Source organism: Agromyces terreus, from assembly GCF_009749465.1.
GTDB lineage: Bacteria > Actinomycetota > Actinomycetes > Actinomycetales > Microbacteriaceae > Agromyces > Agromyces terreus.
The window spans coordinates 1,021,781-1,037,248 of the sequence record NZ_WBIS01000001.1 but is presented as its reverse complement, the minus strand read 5'-3'; the positions used below and the strand labels follow the sequence as shown (position 1 = coordinate 1,037,248).

15 protein-coding genes are annotated in these 15,468 nt (G+C 69.6%); 8 read left to right on the top strand and 7 right to left on the bottom strand.

The window, feature by feature from the left end:
- The first annotated feature begins 17 nt into the window (after positions 1-17).
- The 7 genes from GQQ92_RS04690 (at position 18) to GQQ92_RS04660 (ending at position 6,880) form a co-directional block, all read left to right on the top strand.
- Positions 18-1,229, top strand: coding sequence for a cytochrome P450 (locus GQQ92_RS04690; RefSeq protein ID WP_156998011.1), 1,212 nt, complete (start codon positions 18-20; stop codon positions 1,227-1,229).
- Positions 1,226-2,038: an ABC transporter ATP-binding protein gene (locus GQQ92_RS04685; RefSeq protein ID WP_156998173.1), complete on the top strand. Its 813-nt coding sequence runs from the start codon at positions 1,226-1,228 to the stop codon at positions 2,036-2,038. Before GQQ92_RS04690 ends, GQQ92_RS04685 begins: the two co-directional genes overlap by 4 nt.
- Positions 2,035-2,802 (top strand): ABC transporter ATP-binding protein, encoded by a 768-nt coding sequence (locus GQQ92_RS04680; RefSeq protein ID WP_156998010.1) that lies wholly within the window; start codon positions 2,035-2,037, stop codon positions 2,800-2,802. The genes GQQ92_RS04685 and GQQ92_RS04680 overlap by 4 nt, the downstream gene beginning before the upstream one ends.
- Positions 2,799-3,680: a branched-chain amino acid ABC transporter permease gene (locus tag GQQ92_RS04675; RefSeq protein ID WP_156998009.1), complete on the top strand. Its 882-nt coding sequence runs from the start codon at positions 2,799-2,801 to the stop codon at positions 3,678-3,680. Before GQQ92_RS04680 ends, GQQ92_RS04675 begins: the two co-directional genes overlap by 4 nt.
- Entirely contained in the window at positions 3,677-4,813 is a 1,137-nt protein-coding gene (locus GQQ92_RS04670) for a branched-chain amino acid ABC transporter permease (RefSeq protein ID WP_156998008.1), read from the top strand. The genes GQQ92_RS04675 and GQQ92_RS04670 overlap by 4 nt, the downstream gene beginning before the upstream one ends.
- A complete protein-coding gene (locus GQQ92_RS04665; protein ID WP_156998007.1) occupies positions 4,810-6,030 on the top strand; it encodes an ABC transporter substrate-binding protein in 1,221 nt (406 codons plus the stop codon). Before GQQ92_RS04670 ends, GQQ92_RS04665 begins: the two co-directional genes overlap by 4 nt.
- Before the next feature lie 79 nt (positions 6,031-6,109).
- Positions 6,110-6,880 (top strand): SDR family NAD(P)-dependent oxidoreductase, encoded by a 771-nt coding sequence (locus GQQ92_RS04660; RefSeq protein WP_156998006.1) that lies wholly within the window; start codon positions 6,110-6,112, stop codon positions 6,878-6,880.
- A gap of 61 nt (positions 6,881-6,941) precedes the next feature.
- Here the strand turns inward: GQQ92_RS04660 and hxlA are convergent, their stop codons facing one another.
- Positions 6,942-7,565, bottom strand: coding sequence for a 3-hexulose-6-phosphate synthase (gene hxlA, locus GQQ92_RS04655; RefSeq protein WP_156998005.1), 624 nt, complete (start codon positions 7,563-7,565; stop codon positions 6,942-6,944).
- A gap of 47 nt (positions 7,566-7,612) precedes the next feature.
- Positions 7,613-8,242, bottom strand: coding sequence for a 6-phospho-3-hexuloisomerase (gene hxlB / locus GQQ92_RS04650; protein ID WP_156998004.1), 630 nt, complete (start codon positions 8,240-8,242; stop codon positions 7,613-7,615).
- Positions 8,243-8,343: 101 nt separating this feature from the next.
- Between hxlB and GQQ92_RS04645 the strand changes: the two genes are divergently transcribed.
- A complete protein-coding gene (locus GQQ92_RS04645; protein ID WP_232057486.1) occupies positions 8,344-9,174 on the top strand; it encodes a helix-turn-helix transcriptional regulator in 831 nt (276 codons plus the stop codon).
- 35 nt (positions 9,175-9,209) lie between these two features.
- Here the strand turns inward: GQQ92_RS04645 and GQQ92_RS04640 are convergent, their stop codons facing one another.
- The 5 genes from GQQ92_RS04640 to GQQ92_RS04620 all read right to left on the bottom strand — a co-directional run bounded on the left by GQQ92_RS04640 (position 9,210) and on the right by GQQ92_RS04620 (position 15,164).
- The gene (locus GQQ92_RS04640) at positions 9,210-9,803 is read right to left on the bottom strand and encodes a TetR/AcrR family transcriptional regulator (protein ID WP_197738064.1); all 594 of its coding nucleotides are present in this window, start codon (positions 9,801-9,803) and stop codon (positions 9,210-9,212) included.
- 60 nt (positions 9,804-9,863) lie between these two features.
- On the bottom strand, positions 9,864-11,282 hold the full coding sequence (locus GQQ92_RS04635; protein ID WP_197738063.1) for an FAD-dependent oxidoreductase: 1,419 nt from the start codon (positions 11,280-11,282) through the stop codon (positions 9,864-9,866).
- A 100-nt stretch (positions 11,283-11,382) separates the two neighbouring features.
- A complete protein-coding gene (locus tag GQQ92_RS04630) occupies positions 11,383-12,300 on the bottom strand; it encodes a LysR family transcriptional regulator (RefSeq protein ID WP_156998002.1) in 918 nt (305 codons plus the stop codon).
- 88 nt (positions 12,301-12,388) lie between these two features.
- Positions 12,389-13,747 (bottom strand): ROK family protein, encoded by a 1,359-nt coding sequence (locus tag GQQ92_RS04625; protein WP_197738062.1) that lies wholly within the window; start codon positions 13,745-13,747, stop codon positions 12,389-12,391.
- 49 nt (positions 13,748-13,796) lie between these two features.
- Positions 13,797-15,164 carry an MFS transporter gene (locus tag GQQ92_RS04620; protein ID WP_197738061.1) on the bottom strand — a complete coding sequence of 456 codons (1,368 nt, stop codon included), beginning with the start codon at positions 15,162-15,164 and terminating at the stop codon, positions 13,797-13,799.
- Positions 15,165-15,468: the final 304 nt, after the last annotated feature.

Below are 15,468 nucleotides of genomic sequence, written 5' to 3'. Positions count from 1 at the left end.
GACGAAGAGAGCCATCGATGACGATCATCAGCCCCGCACCCACCCTGATCCCGACCACCGATGAGGATCCGTTCAGCGAGGCCGTGCTCGCCGATCCGCTGCCGTTCCAGCACCGGCTCCGCGAGGCCGGCGAGGTCGTGCTGCTCGAGCGGTACGGCGTCTACGCCATGGGACGCTACGACACCGTCCGGTCGGCGCTGCTCGACTGGCAGGGCTTCGAGTCTTCGGCGGGCGTCGGAATCACCGACTTCCGGGCCGAGACGCCGTGGCGCCCGCCGAGCCTGCTGCTCGAAGCCGACCCGCCGCACCACAATGCGCCGCGCTCGGTGCTCGCAAAGATCCTCGGACCGCGCGAGCTCCGCACCATGGCGCCCCGCTGGCAGGCCGACGCCGAGACGCTCGTCGACGAGGTGCTCTCGCGCGGCACCGAGTTCGACGCCGTCGCGTCCTTCGCAGAGGCGTTCCCGCTGCGCGTGTTCCCCGACGCGGTCGGCATCCCTGAAGCGGGGCGCGAGCACCTGCTGCCGTACGGCGACCACCTCTTCAACACCTTCGGACCCGAGAACTTCCTCGTCGAGCACGGCGCGCCCCGCATCGCGGAACACTCCGCCTGGGTGAACGAGCAGTGCGCGCGCGATCACATCAGCCCGGGCGGATTCGGCGACGCGATCTGGGCGGCCGCCGACCGCGGCGACCTCACCGTCGAGCAGGCACCGCTCGTGGTGCGCTCTCTGCTCTCGGCCGGCGTCGACACCACCGTGCACGCGATCGGCGCGGTGCTGCACGCGTTCGCGACGCACCCCGACCAGTGGGCCAGGCTGCGCGAAGAGCCAGCGCTCGCCCGGGTGGCCTTCGACGAGGCGATCCGCCTCGAGGCCCCCGTGCAGACGTTCTTCCGCACGACGACCCGGGAGATCGAGCTCGGCGGGGTGCGCATCCCCGAACGCCGCAAGATCCTCATGTTCCTGGGCTCCGCGAACGCCGACCCCAGGCATTGGAACGATCCGCAGCGTTTCGACCTCTCGCGCGATCCCTCGGGCCACGTCGGATTCGGCATGGGCATCCACCAGTGCGTCGGGCAGCACGTAGCCAGGCTCGAAGCCGTTTCGCTGGTCACCGCGCTCGCGCGACGGGTCGAATCGATCGAGCTCACGGCCGAGCCCGTTCGCCACCTCAACAACACGCTCCGCGCCTGGAAGACCATGCCCATGCGGGTGCGGCTCGCATGAGCGCGGCAGCAGCGCGCGAGACGCAGGCCGTTCCGGCTCCGATCGTCCGCCTGAACGAGGTCGGCATCTCGTTCCGGGGCGTTCGCGCACTCGACGGCATCTCGTTCGACGTGCCGCAGGGTGGGGTCACCGCCGTCATCGGACCGAACGGCGCCGGCAAGACCACGCTGTTCAACTGCATCAGCGGCATCTATCGGCACGAGGGCGAGATCGAACTGGCCGGGTCGCCGATCAGGCACCTGCGCGCTCATCAGCGCGCGAGCGCCGGGATCGCGAGGACCTTCCAGACGCCGACCCTGCTCGATGACGAAGACGTGTTCGCCAACGTGCTCGTCGGGACCCACGCATGGACCACGACCGGCTTCACCGGGGTGCTGATCGGCACGCCGCGGGCCCGCCGTGAGGAACGGGAAGCCCGCGATGTCGCCTGGCACCACCTCACCGCGGTGGGCCTCGCCTCGCTCGCGGACCGCCCTGCGGGCGCGCTCGCGCACGCGGATCGGCGTCGGGTGGAGATCGCGAGGGCTCTGGCGGCACAGCCGCGGATCCTCATGCTCGACGAACCCGCGGCCGGTCTCAGCGGGACGGAATCCGACGAACTCATCGAACTCGTGCGCGAGCAGGGTCAGGCGACGGGAATGACGAGCCTGCTCGTCGAACATGATGTCGCGCTCGTCATGCGCACCGCGTCCTGGATCGCGGTGCTCGACGCGGGCAAGCTCCTCGCTGTCGGCGAGCCCCGAGCGGTCCGGGAGAATCCGGCCGTGATCGCCGCATACCTCGGTGCGGATGCGGAGGTCGTCGCATGAGCCTGCTCGAGATCCAGAACCTCCGGGCCCGGTACGGACGCGTGGAGGTGCTGCACGGCGTCGACCTGAACGTCGAGGAAGGGAGCATCGTCGCCCTGCTCGGGGCGAACGGGGCCGGCAAGTCGACGCTCCTCCGGGCGATCTGCCGTGCGGTCGACACCTCCGGTTCGTGCCGGTTCGACGGGGTGGACCTGTCGGGCCGTTCCACGGCGGCCATCGCACATCTCGGCATCGGACATGTGCCCGAGGGGCGAGGCACGTTCGCCGACTTCACCGTCGAGGAGAACCTCCGTCTGGGCGCCGTCAGTCGCACGCGTGCTCGTTCGCGCCGCGAGACCGACGCCGACCTGGAACTCGTGTACGAGACCTTCCCCGTGCTGCGGGAGTTCCGGCGACGGCAGGCCGGTGCGCTGTCGGGCGGACAGGCGCAGATGCTCGCCGTCGCCCGGGCGCTGCTCGGACGCCCCCGCCTGCTGCTCGTCGACGAACCCTCGCTCGGTCTCGCGCCGCTGACCGCTCGCGACCTGTTCGACCGGTTCACGGGCCTCCGCGACGAGTGGGCGCTGACCGTGCTGCTCGCCGAGCAGAACGCGAAGCTCTCCCTGACGATCGCCGACCGCGCAGTGCTGCTGTCGAGGGGTCGCGTGGTGCACGACGGGCCGTCGGGTGATCTCGCCACCGTCGACGCCGTGCACGCCGACTACCTCGGTGCGAGCGAGTTCGACCTATCTCATGCCGACGCCCGAACGAAGGAGACCCGATGACCGAGTTCCTCCAGATCGTGCTCGACGGACTGATGACCGGCGTCGTCTACGCCGCACTCGCACTCGCACTCGGCGTGGTGTTCCAAGGCACCGGCATGCTGAATCTGTCGCAGGGCGAACTCGCCGTCGTCGCCGCCTACATCGCCTGGGCGTGCACGCAGGCCGGCATCCCGATCTGGCCGGCGATCGCGATCGCGATCGTCGCCTCCGCGGTGCTCGGAGCCGTCATCTACCACGGCGTCGTGAGATTCGTGCCCCCGCACCGGGAGGACTCGCTGATGACGCTCGGCGTCACGCTGCTGCTCGGCCTCAACGCGATCGTCAGCATGGTGTGGGGCACGGATCCACGCGCGTTCCCGAGCCCGTTCGGCACCTGGGTCGCGAACTTCGGTGGGCTGCGGCTCACCAGCCAGCAGCTCGGCGGCGTCGCGCTGGTCGGCGCGACGATGCTCGTCATGGCCGTCGTCTTCACAAGGACGACATTCGGGCTGCGCCTGCGGGCCGTCGCGCAGAACCCGCGATCAGCCGCCTACCTCGGCCTGCGGTCGGGCCTCTGGCTCTCGGCCGGATGGGCCGCCGCGTGCGCCGTCGGCGCCGTGGCCGGCATCGTCGCCGCTCCGACCGCCGGTCTCTCGCCCGCGATGATGACGGTGCCGCTCCTGATGGCACTCGCTGCGGCCAACATCGGCGGTATCAGCAGCCGGGTCGGCGTCGTGGTCGGCGGCCTGCTCATCGGCCTGCTGACCGCGATCGGCGGACGGTACATCCCCGGCCTCGGCGGCGATCTCAACGTGGTCTTCGCGTTCGCGGCCGTCATCGCGGTGATCCTCGTCAAACCTGCCGGGCTCTTCGGCCGAGAAAGCGTGGTGCGAGCATGAGCGCCCAGATCGCCGTTCCGAACCGATCCGACCACCGCGAGGCCGTTCGACCGCCGTCGGCTCCGAACGGTGGGCCCCCGGTCCGACCTGCCGCTGCACGGGTCTCGTTCTGGCTCGGGGTCGTCGCCGCGCTCCTGGCAGCGGTCGTGCCCTTCGTCGTGAGCGACTACGACCTGTTCAACCTCAGCCGGGTCGCGGCCGTGGCGATCGGCGTCGCGAGCCTGAACCTGCTCACCGGGTTCTCGGGGCAGGTGAGCCTCGGCCAGGGCGCGATCTTCGGCATCGGCGGCTATGCCGCGATGATGTCGATGCGCTTCATCGAGATGCCCGCGTGGGCAGCCCTGCTCGTGGCGATCGCGGTGGGAGGCGTGGTCGGGCTCGTGATCGGCCTCCCCGCGACGCGCATGGGCGGCTTCAACCTCGGGCTGCTCACGATCGTCATCGCGGCGCTGTTCCCGGTGCTGCTGTACCGCTTCTCGGACTTCACCGGGGGGCAGGCCGGCGTCACGCTGAGCGCGCCGGCGCTCCCTTCGCCGACCGAGGCATTGACGGATGCGCAGTGGCTCTACCTCGTCGTGCTCGCGCTGCTCCTCGCCACGATCGCGTTCCTGAACCGACTCGTGGGCCGGCGAACCGGTCGTGCGCTGTCGCTGATCCGGGCCGGCCGCATCCTCGCCGTGTCAAGCGGAGTCGACACGCACCTCGTCAAGCTCCAGCTCTTCGTCATCAGTTCGATGATCGCGGCGTTCGGCGGCGCGATCTTCGCGTTCGTGCTCGGGCTCGTCGTGCCCGAGTCGTACCCGCTGATCTTCTCGATCACGATCCTCGTCGCCTCGGTCGTGGGCGGCAGTCGCTCCTGGGTCGGCGCGATCCTGGGCGCGGCGCTCGTCGTCTATCTGCCGTCGATCACGAGCTCCGTCATCCCGGGGGAGGCATCCGCCTATCTCGCGCAACTCGTCTTCGCCGTCGTGCTCGGCGTCTGCGTGATCGTCGCCCCGAACGGCATCGCCGGCGGCATCCGCCGTCTCGCGATCTGGATGCGACGCCGGAGCCGAGCGCGGCGGTCGCCGCGAACCGCACCCACGGCATCCCCGATGCCAGAGACCACACCCGACCGAGAGGAACCCCGATGAACCAGCAGAAACGAATCCGTGGCAGGGTCGCCACGATCGCGGTCGCCGCAGTCGCGATGCTCGCCCTCGCCGGATGCACCCCGCGCGCGGCCGCCGGCGACAGCGCAGTCGCCGACGACGCCCCGATCGTGATCGGAGCGAGTTGGCCCCAGAGCGGCCCGCTCGGCTCCGTCGCGCCGGGACTCTCCGGGCTCGAGGCCGCGATCGCAGCGGCCAACGAGGCCGGCGGCGTCGACGGTCACGAGATCACCCTCGTCACGGCGGACGACGCCTACGACCCGTCTCGTCTCGTCGAGAACGAACGGAAGTTCGTCGAGCAGGACGGCGCTATCGCCGTCGTGAACTTCGGCGGCATCTCGATCGCAGGTCGCGAGTACCTCGGCCAGAAGAACGTGATGGGCGTCTCGATGGCCGGCAACTCGCCGCTCAGCGATGTCGAGGCGTTCCCGATGCAGCGGGCCTTCTGGCCGGATGTCTCGTGGGAGGCACAGCTGCAGGGCAAGTGGCTGACCGAGAACAAGCCAGACGCCGTCGTCGGGTACATCGGCTTCAACAACGACCTCACCGAGAGCCACCTCGCCGGGCTCGCCGAGCAGGGCATCGTGCCCGCGCAGGTGGCGGCGGTCGCACCCGGCACGGCCGACCTCAGTGCCCAGATCAGCCAGTTCCAGGCGGCCGGCGTCGATACCGTGATCTTCAACATCGGTGCGCCCACGGGCGGGTCGACGCTCGCGTACATGCAGCAGATCGGCTGGAAGCCGACGGTCCTGCTGTCGTCGACCGTGTCCGACTTCCACACCGTGATCAACCTCGCGGGGCCCGAAGCGGTCAAGGACGCGTACTCGTTCGAGTTCTTCAAGGACCCGTCCGACCCCCGGTACGCCGACGACGAGGTCATCGCCCAGTACACCGCCGACATGGAGGCCTCAGGTCACGATGCGGATGTGTCGAACGCGCTCGCCCTCGAGGGCTACGGCCTCGGGGCGGCGCTGATCGATGCGCTCTCGCGGGCCGAGTCGTACGACAGCGAGGGCCTGTTGACAGCTTGGGACTCGTTCGATTCGACCGAGAACCCGATGCTCCGCGACGGCATCACGCTCGACGCGAGTGCGCACGGTCGTGTCGTCTTCCAGTACCAGCTGAGCCGCTTCGACGGCACGAGCTGGACCGATGAGGGCGACATCCAGGATGTCCGGGACCTCGGCATCGTCGACTGACGATCGCACACCGTGAATGGGCCGCGAGCGTCGCCTCGTGGCCCATTCCCGTGCAGGATCCGGAAAGGAAGAGGTCGTCATGACGGACCACGGGAATCGACGCTACGTCGTCACCGGGGCAGCCTCCGGAATCGGTGCTGCGACGGCGTCGGTGCTGGCCGAGGCGGGGGCCACGGTCATCGCGGGCGATCTGCGCTGGGAGGATGCGGAGGTGACGGCGGTCGGCGAGATCGAGCGTGTCGTGCTCGATGTCGCCGATCCCTCCGCGTGGCGGGCGCTGGCCGAAGACCTCGGCGCATCAGGGCACTCGCTCGACGGGCTCGTCAACGCCGCCGGCATCACCACTCGCGCGCGACTGCACGATGTCGAATCGACGGACTTCGAAGCGGCGTTCGCCGTCAACGCGGCCGGGCCGGCATTCGGGATCCAGGCGCTCGCGCCCCTGATGCGGCGAGGCGGTTCCATCGTGAACATCGGTTCCGCCGCCGGCTCGACCGCCCATTACGGCGTCGCCTACGGCGCGAGCAAATGGGCGCTGCGGGGCATCACGAAGACCGCGGCGATGGAACTCGGGACACGCGGCATCCGGGTCAATCTCGTGAGCCCCGGATACATCGAGACGCCGATGACGGCGAGCGCCCCGGTCGCGTTCCGTGAGGCGAGCAACGACTCGACGCCGCTCGGACGCACCGGCAGACCGCGCGAGGTGGCCGAGGTCGTCGCCCATCTGCTCTCCCCGGCGGCGTCGTTCGTCACCGGGGCGGAGATCGCCGTCGACGGCGGGCTCACCGGCCACGGCGGGGGTTTGGGCACGGCTCGCGCGATGGGCTCGGCGCTCCCGCTCGCGTGAGACATGCGGAATGCAGAACAGGCCGCGAGCGAACGCTCGCGGCCTGTTCGGTGTGCGGGTCTCAGCCGATGGCGGCGCGGAGCTGCGCGGCGGCCTCGCCGACGTTCTCGGCGCTGTAGATCGCGCTGCCGGCGACCGCGATGCGAGCGCCCGAGTCGCGCACCGACCCGATGCTGGCGGCGGTCACGCCGCCGGCCACCGAGAACGGGACACCGGATGCCTCGCCGTCGCGCAGCAGCGTCGCGAACGTGAAGCCGTCTTCGGCCTGCTCGTCGAGGCCCGCGTGCATCTCGACGAACTCGGCGCCGAGGGCCACGACCTGCTTGGCGCGGGCGGGCTTGTCGGCGACGCCGATGAGGTCGACGACGATGCCCTTGCCGTGCTTCTTGGCGGCCTTGACGGCGCCCGCGATGGTGCTGTCCCCGGCGGTGCCGAGCACGGTCACGAGGTCGGCGCCCGCGGCGAAGGCGATCTCGGCCTCGAGCTCGCCGGCATCCATCGTCTTCAGGTCGGCGAACACGATCTTGTCGGGGTGGGCCTGCTTGACGGCCGTGATCGCCGAGAGTCCCTCGCTCTTGATGAGCGGGGTCCCGAGCTCGAGGATGTCGACGTGCGGTGCGGCCGCCGCGGCGAGCGCGAGGGCGGATTCGGTGGACAGCGTGTCCATGGCGAACTGGAGCTTCATGCGGTTGTTTCCTTTCGTGGGGTGAATCGATGCGGATGCGGAATAGGTCATTCGAGGTTGGCGTGGCGGGGCCAGAGGTCGTCGGCGCTCTGCCCGCTGCGGTGCCAGAGCGCATCGAAGAGCGCATCGCCGATGAGCACGACGGTCTGCTCGAAGAGGCTGCCGGCGTATTGCGCCGACGCGGCTTCGGAGCGATCGAGCTTGCCGGCCGCGGGAACGGCGATCACTGCCGAGGCCAGGGCGGCGAGCGGTGATGCGGGCGCGGTCGTGATGGCGGCGATGCGTGCGCCGGCGGAGATCGCCGTCTCGGCGGCCCGCACGATGCCGCCGGTCGTGCCCGACCCGCTCGCCGTCAGCAGCAGGTCTCCGGCGCCGATCGCCGGAGCGGTCACCTCGCCCACGACATGCACCTCGAGTCCGAGATGCATGAGCCGCATGGCCGTCATCCGCAGCGCGAGTCCTGAGCGCCCGGCGCCGAGCACGAAGACGCGGCGAGCCTCGAGCACGAGGTCGGCGGTCGCCGAGAGGTCTGTTGCGGCATCCCGCTCGATGCGGGTGAGCGCCGACGCGATCTCGGCCGCGATCACGGCGAGGGACGACGTCACCCCGGGCGCGGTCGCGGCCGGCGTTACGGCGGGCGCGAGAGCGGGCGTGACGGCGGTGTCGAGTGCTTCCATACGCCCCATGCTGCGAGACTTCGAGCCGCGGTGCGCCCGCCCATCGGTCGGGATTCGCCTACCCGAAAGCATGGGTGGGCCGACGAGGATAGGGTTGCGACGTGACCGAGACCGAACTGCCGTCGCCGAGCTCGCGCCGCCTGCTGTCCGAGCAGGCCCGCGCCATGGCCGAGCAGGCCGACCAGCACGCGTTGACGCTCGAGTCGATCCTCGCGATCCTCCGCTCCGACCGTCTCGACGACCGCGGTGCCCGCACCGTCGCGATCGACGCGGCGGCCGCGGCCCTCGTCGGGCTGCGCATGGCGAGCGACGAGCAGCGCAGCGCGATGCTCGAACCCGTCGTCGGTGCGTTCGCGCGTCTGCAGAGCGATCTGCGTCCGCTCGTGCGCTTCAGCGACCTCGACGTGCAGTTCGTCGAACCGCCGGCGACGGGCCGTGCGCTGCCGGGCGAGGTCGCCTTCGCCGCGCGTGCGATCGTGCGCAGCGCGGTGCTCGCGCTCGTCGACCAGGGTGAGACCAAGCGCGTGCGCATCCAGTGGGACTGCGACGGGCTCAACCTGCTCATCGGCATCCGCGACGACGGCGACGGGGTGCTGACGGGGCACGACGATTCGCTGCGCCCCATGGTCGAGCACGTCGCGGCCCTCGACGGCGACATGCGGGTGACCTCGACGCCCGGGTGGGGCTCGAACCTCGATATCCGGCTGCCGCTCGACCCGCCGACGGCGCCCGAGCCGCTGGTCGACGCGGTGCCGCTGTCGCTGCGCGAGCGGGAGGTGCTGAAGCTCGTCGCGTCGGGCGCGCGCAACCGCGACATCGCCGGTCAGCTCGGCATCAGCGAGAACACGGTGAAGTTCCACGTGTCGAACCTGCTGCGCAAAGCGGGCGCCCAGTCGCGCGCCGAGCTCATCGCGCTGTCGGCATCCCGCTGATCCGGCGCGTTCTTCGTTTCGCGTGGCCGTTCGTATCAGGGGGCGGCTGTGCCGTCCGCAAGCCTGCGCGCGAAGGCGATGAGACGGGCGACGAACGCCTCGTCCGTCTCGTCCTCGTCGCTCCAGAATGTGGACCCGTACATCGCGCGAAACGAGCACTCCGTATAGACCGCACGCATGAGCGTCAACGCTTGTTCGGGCTGGACGCTGTCGAGCGCGGCAGCAAAGCGGTCGATCACGGCCCGCGAGAGGACCGCGCCTCGGGTCAGGAGCGCGGGGTCGGCGGCCGCACGCGAGATCACCGCCCTCAGCAGCGCCCGGTGTTCGGCGAATACCGCGGCCATTGCACCGACGACGTCCTCGATCGTGCCATCGGACGCCGCGAGCCGGCGATCCTCGGTCGCCGCGACAGCCGTCATTCCGCGTTCGTAGACCGCCAGCACGAGTCCGGACAGCCCGTCGACGCGGGCGTAGATGGAGGGTGCGGATACCTTTGCGCGGCGGCAGACTTCGCCGACGGTGAGTCCTTCGTATCCATCGGTCTGGAGCAGGTCGAGGCCGACGGCGAGCACGCGCTCCCAGGCGTCGCGGCTGCGTGCCTGACGAGGCGGGCGCACGGTATCGGTCACGTTCACGAGCCTACGATGCAGGATGTCCGCGGGGCGTCGCACGCGGACATCCTGCGTGCGTCACCGCGTGGTCGGCGACAAGATGCCGTCGCCCATCTCGGCGAGCTGCGCCACGATCTCGCCGGGGCTTCGCTCACCGACTTGCTTCTGGAGCAGCGGTGTCCGGTCGAGCACGAAGTCTCGGATCGGCCGCAGGAACGCCGGCGCATGGTGGAACACCTTGCCCAGCACGTACGCCTGTTGCACTTGCGAGCGGGTGTGCGGGATCCGAGGTCGCTCGTATGCTTCGAGCGCGGCAGTGACGGCGGTCGTGTCGGCGAGGTCGACGCCCGCGAGTGTCTGGCCGAGGAAGTAGCCGTCGCAGATCGACATGCCGGCGCCGTACGCCGCATAGGGGGAGGTCGCGTGCGCGGCGTCGCCGGCGATCGTGATGCGACCCTTCGACCATTTCGGGAGCGGGGCGATATCGCGGATCGGCCAACGCTGCGTCTGCTCGGTGGGTGTGCGGGCGACGAGTGCTGAGAGGGGGCCGCGAAACCCCGCGGCGAGCGTGGTGCCGTGTGCATGGAGGTCGGCCGGTGCCTCGTGGTCGTCCGGCCACGCTTCGAGCAGCCACCACTGGATGCCGGTGCGGCCGTCACGCCGGATCGACGAGTAGGTGCCCTGGACGGTGCGGTTGTGGGTGAGCACGACCTCGCCGAGCTCGAGCTCGGGGATGCCGTCGATATCGAAGGTGAAGCCGCCGATGATGTGGAGATGATGCGGGCGCTTGGGGGTCGCGCCCCAGAGGTGCCGTCGCACGGCCGAGTCGATGCCGTCGGCGCCGATGAGCACCGGCGTCTCGAACGTCTCGCCGTCGGTGAAGGCCAGGGTCACGCCGTCGCCGTGGTCATCGATCGATGCCAGTTCGCGGCCGGTCTGCAGCACGCCGTCGGGGAGTGCTGCGAGCATCCGCGTGTACAGGTCGGGGCGGAGCAGACCGATGAAGCCGCCGCCGTAGCGCGCGATCACGTCGTCCGGGATTCGCACATCGGCTCGGATGCGTCCCGATTCGGATCGGAACGTGGTGTGGCACGGGGCGCCGAGGTCTGCAACGTCGACGCCCATGGCCTCGAGAGCCTTGATGGGCGGCGGCCAGAGATTGAGGATGTTTCCCGCGGGGCGTGCTCGGGCGTACCGCTCGTACAGTCGAACGTCGTGGCCGGCTCTCAGCAGGCTGAGGGCCGCCGCCATGCCTGCTGGGCCGGCGCCGACGACCGTGATGGGTGCGGATTGGGACATGCTCTCCTCCTCGAGTGCGTGCCGATGGGGCTCTTCAAACTGTAAGGCAGTTACAGTTTGTGCGTGATCGCGTGTGCTGATGCACGTCATTCGCATCGCCGATGCCAACTTCTCCATGCGATCGGTCGGACAGTGGAAGACAGCATCGACGCCCGGCCCGTTCCGGGGCGCGGATCGGTCGGTTGCGGCGCGGGGCAACGCCGCCGTCTCGTCTACTCCGAGAGGAACTCAGTCGCCGCGGTCACGTGCGACGCTCGGGAACCTTGCTGCAGAGCGCCACCGGACCGGGCGTGCGATCTCACGCGTCGAGCGACCGCCCCGCCTCGGCGAAGAGCTCGCGCATCCACGCGTGTTCGGGGTCGTGGTCGTGCACCGGATGCCACCACAGCGCGTTCGTGAGCGGGGTCGCCTCGAACGGCGGGTCGAACACCTGCAGGCCGCCGAGCGAGCGCACGGTGTCGGCGAGCCTGGCCTGCACGAGTCCGAGCCGGTCGGTGCCGATGATGAAGTGGGGGAGGGCGAGGAAGCTCTCGGCGACGATGTCGACGCGGGGGTCGATGCCGAGCTCCTCGAGCTGGCGACCGGCCGAGGTGAACGCCGTGCGCGACTGGTAGGTGAAGACCCACGGCGCGTCGGCGAGATCCTGCATGGTCAGCGGATGCTGCGGCCGTTCGCTCGAGCCCACGATCACCCAGCGGTCGTGCCAGAGGTCCTCGTGGTGGAGCCCGGGGGTGAAGCCGTGGGGGATGAGCAGCCCGTCGACCGATCGCAGCCGCTGCTCGGCCTCGTCGATGATGGCGGTCGTGTGCAGCATGAAGCGGAACCGCACGTGCGGCGCCCGCTCGTGCGCGAGCGCCGCGGCCGCGCGACCGACCGTGGCGAAGGCGTAGTCCGACCCGTAGATGAGGAACTCCCGGGTCGCGGTCGCGGGCGACCACTCGGCCTGGCTCTCGAACACGCGTCGCGCCGATTCGAGCGCCGATGCCGTGTGCTCGGCGAGGCGGAGGGCGAGCGGGGTGAGTTCGTACGCGTTGCCGCGGCGCGCGAGGATCGGATCGCCGAAGTGGGTGCGCAGGCGGGCGAGCGAGGCGCTCAGCGCCGGCTGGCTGAGCCGAAGACGCTGCGCCGCCTTCGTGACGCTCCGCTCGGTGAGCAGGGCGTCCAGCGCGACCAGCAGGTTCAGGTCGAGTCGCGAGATCGACGGCCCTTCGCTCACGGCACCTCCTCGTGCACATCGACTGGGCGGATGCCAGTGCTCAGCAGTATCGCACGCGCTGATGTCGGATGCCGCGTGTGGCCGTCGTTCAGGCGAAGGCCCGGCCGTACCTCTGGAGCATCACCGCGTGGCCCACCGGGGTGCCCTGAGCGATCCACCGGGGCAGCGTCGAGGGGGAGAAGAGGTTCTCGACCGCGAGGAGCGCCGCGCCCTGCAGACCTTCGAGATGGTCGAGTGTCGCCGCGCGCACGGCGAGATCGCGTGCGACCAGATCGGTCGCGCGGGCACGGACGACGGACTCGATCTCGTCGACGACCTGTACGCCGGCCCGGAGCACGCCTCCGCCGATCACGAGGACTCCGGGGTTCATGAAGTTCACGAGGTTGGCTGCAACCTCGGCGACCGCATGCGCGTTCGTACCGATGAGCTCGGTCGCGAGCGGATCTCCCACTCGTGCTGCCTCGCCGAGATCGCCCAAAGCCAATGATCCGCGTTGCTGCATGGCTGCCGAGAGCAGCGGGCTCTCTGCGGCGCGCGCCGTCGCTTCGAGCAGCATCGACCATCCGCTCGCGACCGCTTCGAGGCACCCGACCTTGCCGCATCGGCAGACCTTGGTCGGGTCGTCGGTGACGTGGGTGTGGCCGATGTCGCCCGCTGCACCGCTTTGCCCGCGCACCAGTCTGCCGCGCACGATCATGCCGGCGCCGACGCCTGTGCCGATCTTGACGAACAGCAGGTCGCGCTCGTCGCGGAGCGGGCTCTTGGTCCATTCCCCGATGGCCATCAGATTCACGTCGTTGTCGACCCAGACCGGTGCGTCGTAGTGCTCGCGCAGCCAGCCTCGGGCGCTGAAGCCGTCCCAGCCGGGCATGATCGGCGGAGCGACCAGTCTGGCGGTCGAGAAGTCGACGGGACCTGGAAGGCCGATGCCGATCGCCCACGGGCGGTCGAGTCGGGCGCGACGCGACAGCGTTTCGAAATGGTCGTGGATTCGCGCCATGGTCGACTCCGGCCCGGCGGCGATGTCCCAGTCCTCATGCGAAACCTCGGTCAGGTTGCCGTCGAGGTCGGCGAGACCGGCCGAGAACTCGCTCGCACCGATCTGGGCGACGAGTACGCGGCCGGCTTCCGCCCGGAAGCGGAGGGTGCGGGCCTGTCGCCCGCCCGCTGACGGGGCCAGTTCACCCTCGACGATCAGGCCGAGTTCGATGGCCTGATCGACGCGCTGGGTCACGATCTTGCGACCGAGCCCGCTGCGCGACACGAGTTCGGGTCTGGTCGACGAGGCGCCGCTCCGCACGAGCTCGACCATGGCCGCCAGCGCCGCGCCGTCGAGCGCGGTCGCGACAAAGGCGTCGCCGTCGGACGATGACGTGGAGCGGCCGTCCACCGACGCCGCCGCCGGAACAGGAACCGCGGCGGCTCGAGGTGTCGCAGTCGAGTTCATCGGGTTCTTCTCCGAGGTCGGGTCACGGTGGACGGCCATGATCTCACGATCAGTCGGTGCTGCCAGGTTCCGACTCCGTGCCCTCCGCGGCTGCACGTCGTCGGTTCATCTCGGCCTGCACTTCGGGCAGGCGCTTCTCGAGGCGGTAGGTGCTGATCGCGATGATCTGAAGCAGGGTGATTCCGACCGGAAGCAGGATGTAGAGCCACATGATGCCGTTGCTCGTCGTATCGGTGACGTTCGCAGGGTCGTACGCGATGGCCGCGAGGCCCCACGCCAGGAAAGCGGATCCGAGGGCGGCGCCGACCTTGGTGCTCATGCTGTATCCCGAGAAGAGCAGTCCCTCGTCGCGTCGGGTGCTGCGGAACTCGTGCCATTCGACCGTGTCTGCCGTGAGCGCCGGTGCCGCGACGAAACCGAAGCCGCCGACGACGTTGGCGACGAAGAACACGATCGTGAACGCGATGAGGTTGTCCTGGAGGAAGATCAGCGCGAGGGTCAGCGGCACTGAGGCGACGAGGCCGAGCAGGATGCCGCGTCGCTGGCCGAGCACGCGCAGGATCGGAGCGGTCACGAGCGAGCCGAGCACGGCCGAGAGCGAGAACGCGAGGAGGACGATCGAGATCGCGGCCGGATTGTGCAGTACGTAGATCGCGTAGTAGATCGTGCCGCCTGTGATCACGCCGAGTCGGGCGAACGCGAGGGTGGAGAACGAGACGACCGCCAGCCACGGACCGTTCCGGAACAGCGCACGCACGGAGGCTCCGAGGCTCCCCCGCTCGAGCCGGGCCGGCGTCAGCGGAACACGTTCCTTCACCCAGAGGAAGACGAGCAAGAACAGCACGAGGCCGACGAAGGCGAACAGCGCCGCGGTGACGCCGAAGCCGAACTTCGAATCGGGTGCTCCACCGATGGCCGCGACGAGCGGCTGGAACGCCGTCGAGACGATGATGATCCCGATCCCGATACCGAAACCCCGCCATCCCGCGAGCTTCATGCGCATACCCGAGTCGCGCGTCGTCATGGCCATGAGCGCACCGTAGGGCACATTGACCGCCGAATAGGCCAGACCGACGAGCAGGAAGGTGACGGCCGCGTAGACGATCGTCCAGGTGTCGTCGCCGCCGCCCGGCGTCAGGAACGTGAGCATGGTCAGCGCCGCCAACACCGGGGCGCCGAAGAGCAGATACGGGCGCGCTCGGCCCCATCGCGTGTTGGTGCGATCGAGGAGCACGCCGACGATCGGATCGAACACCGCGTCTAGCAGTCGCGCGACGAGCATGACGGTGCCGGCGATCGCCGCGCTGATGAGTGCGACGTCGGTGTAGAAGAACAGCAGGTAGCTCGAAATCGTGGTCCAGGTGAGATTCGAGGCGATGTCGCCGAGGGTGAACGCCGCCTTCTCACGCGGGCGCACGGCTCGTGGGTCGTCGGGTGAGCCGAGCGGTCGGCCGCTCAGCGGCGTCACAGAACGGATGGCCGCCGTCTTGGCGAGGGTTGGTTGCTGGTTGCTCATCGTTGAGGGCGTCTCCAGGTTGGGAACATGGTGGTCCCGCCATGTTGAGTGCCGAACGCACTAAAGTCAAGTCGGCTCGGAACAAATGGGTCGAGCGCAGGATAGTTCTGCTCTCCCAAGTCGATTTGAGTCAATGGTTGTCCGGACCGTGATCCGGGCTGGTGGAGTGTTGGCTGGACTTGCACTTATGTGCGCTTCGCACGTA

Coding starts and splice junctions, on each gene's coding strand:
- GQQ92_RS04685 (WP_156998173.1), top strand. CDS start 1,226: ATGAGCGCGGCAGCAGCGCGCGAGACGCAGGCCGTTCCGGCTCCGATC.
- GQQ92_RS04675 (WP_156998009.1), top strand. CDS start 2,799: ATGACCGAGTTCCTCCAGATCGTGCTCGACGGACTGATGACCGGCGTC.
- hxlA (WP_156998005.1), bottom strand. CDS start 7,565: ATGAAGCTCCAGTTCGCCATGGACACGCTGTCCACCGAATCCGCCCTC.
- hxlB (WP_156998004.1), bottom strand. CDS start 8,242: ATGGAAGCACTCGACACCGCCGTCACGCCCGCTCTCGCGCCCGCCGTA.
- GQQ92_RS04670 (WP_156998008.1), top strand. CDS start 3,677: ATGAGCGCCCAGATCGCCGTTCCGAACCGATCCGACCACCGCGAGGCC.
- GQQ92_RS04665 (WP_156998007.1), top strand. CDS start 4,810: ATGAACCAGCAGAAACGAATCCGTGGCAGGGTCGCCACGATCGCGGTC.
- GQQ92_RS04680 (WP_156998010.1), top strand. CDS start 2,035: ATGAGCCTGCTCGAGATCCAGAACCTCCGGGCCCGGTACGGACGCGTG.
- GQQ92_RS04625 (WP_197738062.1), bottom strand. CDS start 13,747: ATGAACTCGACTGCGACACCTCGAGCCGCCGCGGTTCCTGTTCCGGCG.
- GQQ92_RS04660 (WP_156998006.1), top strand. CDS start 6,110: ATGACGGACCACGGGAATCGACGCTACGTCGTCACCGGGGCAGCCTCC.
- GQQ92_RS04690 (WP_156998011.1), top strand. CDS start 18: ATGACGATCATCAGCCCCGCACCCACCCTGATCCCGACCACCGATGAG.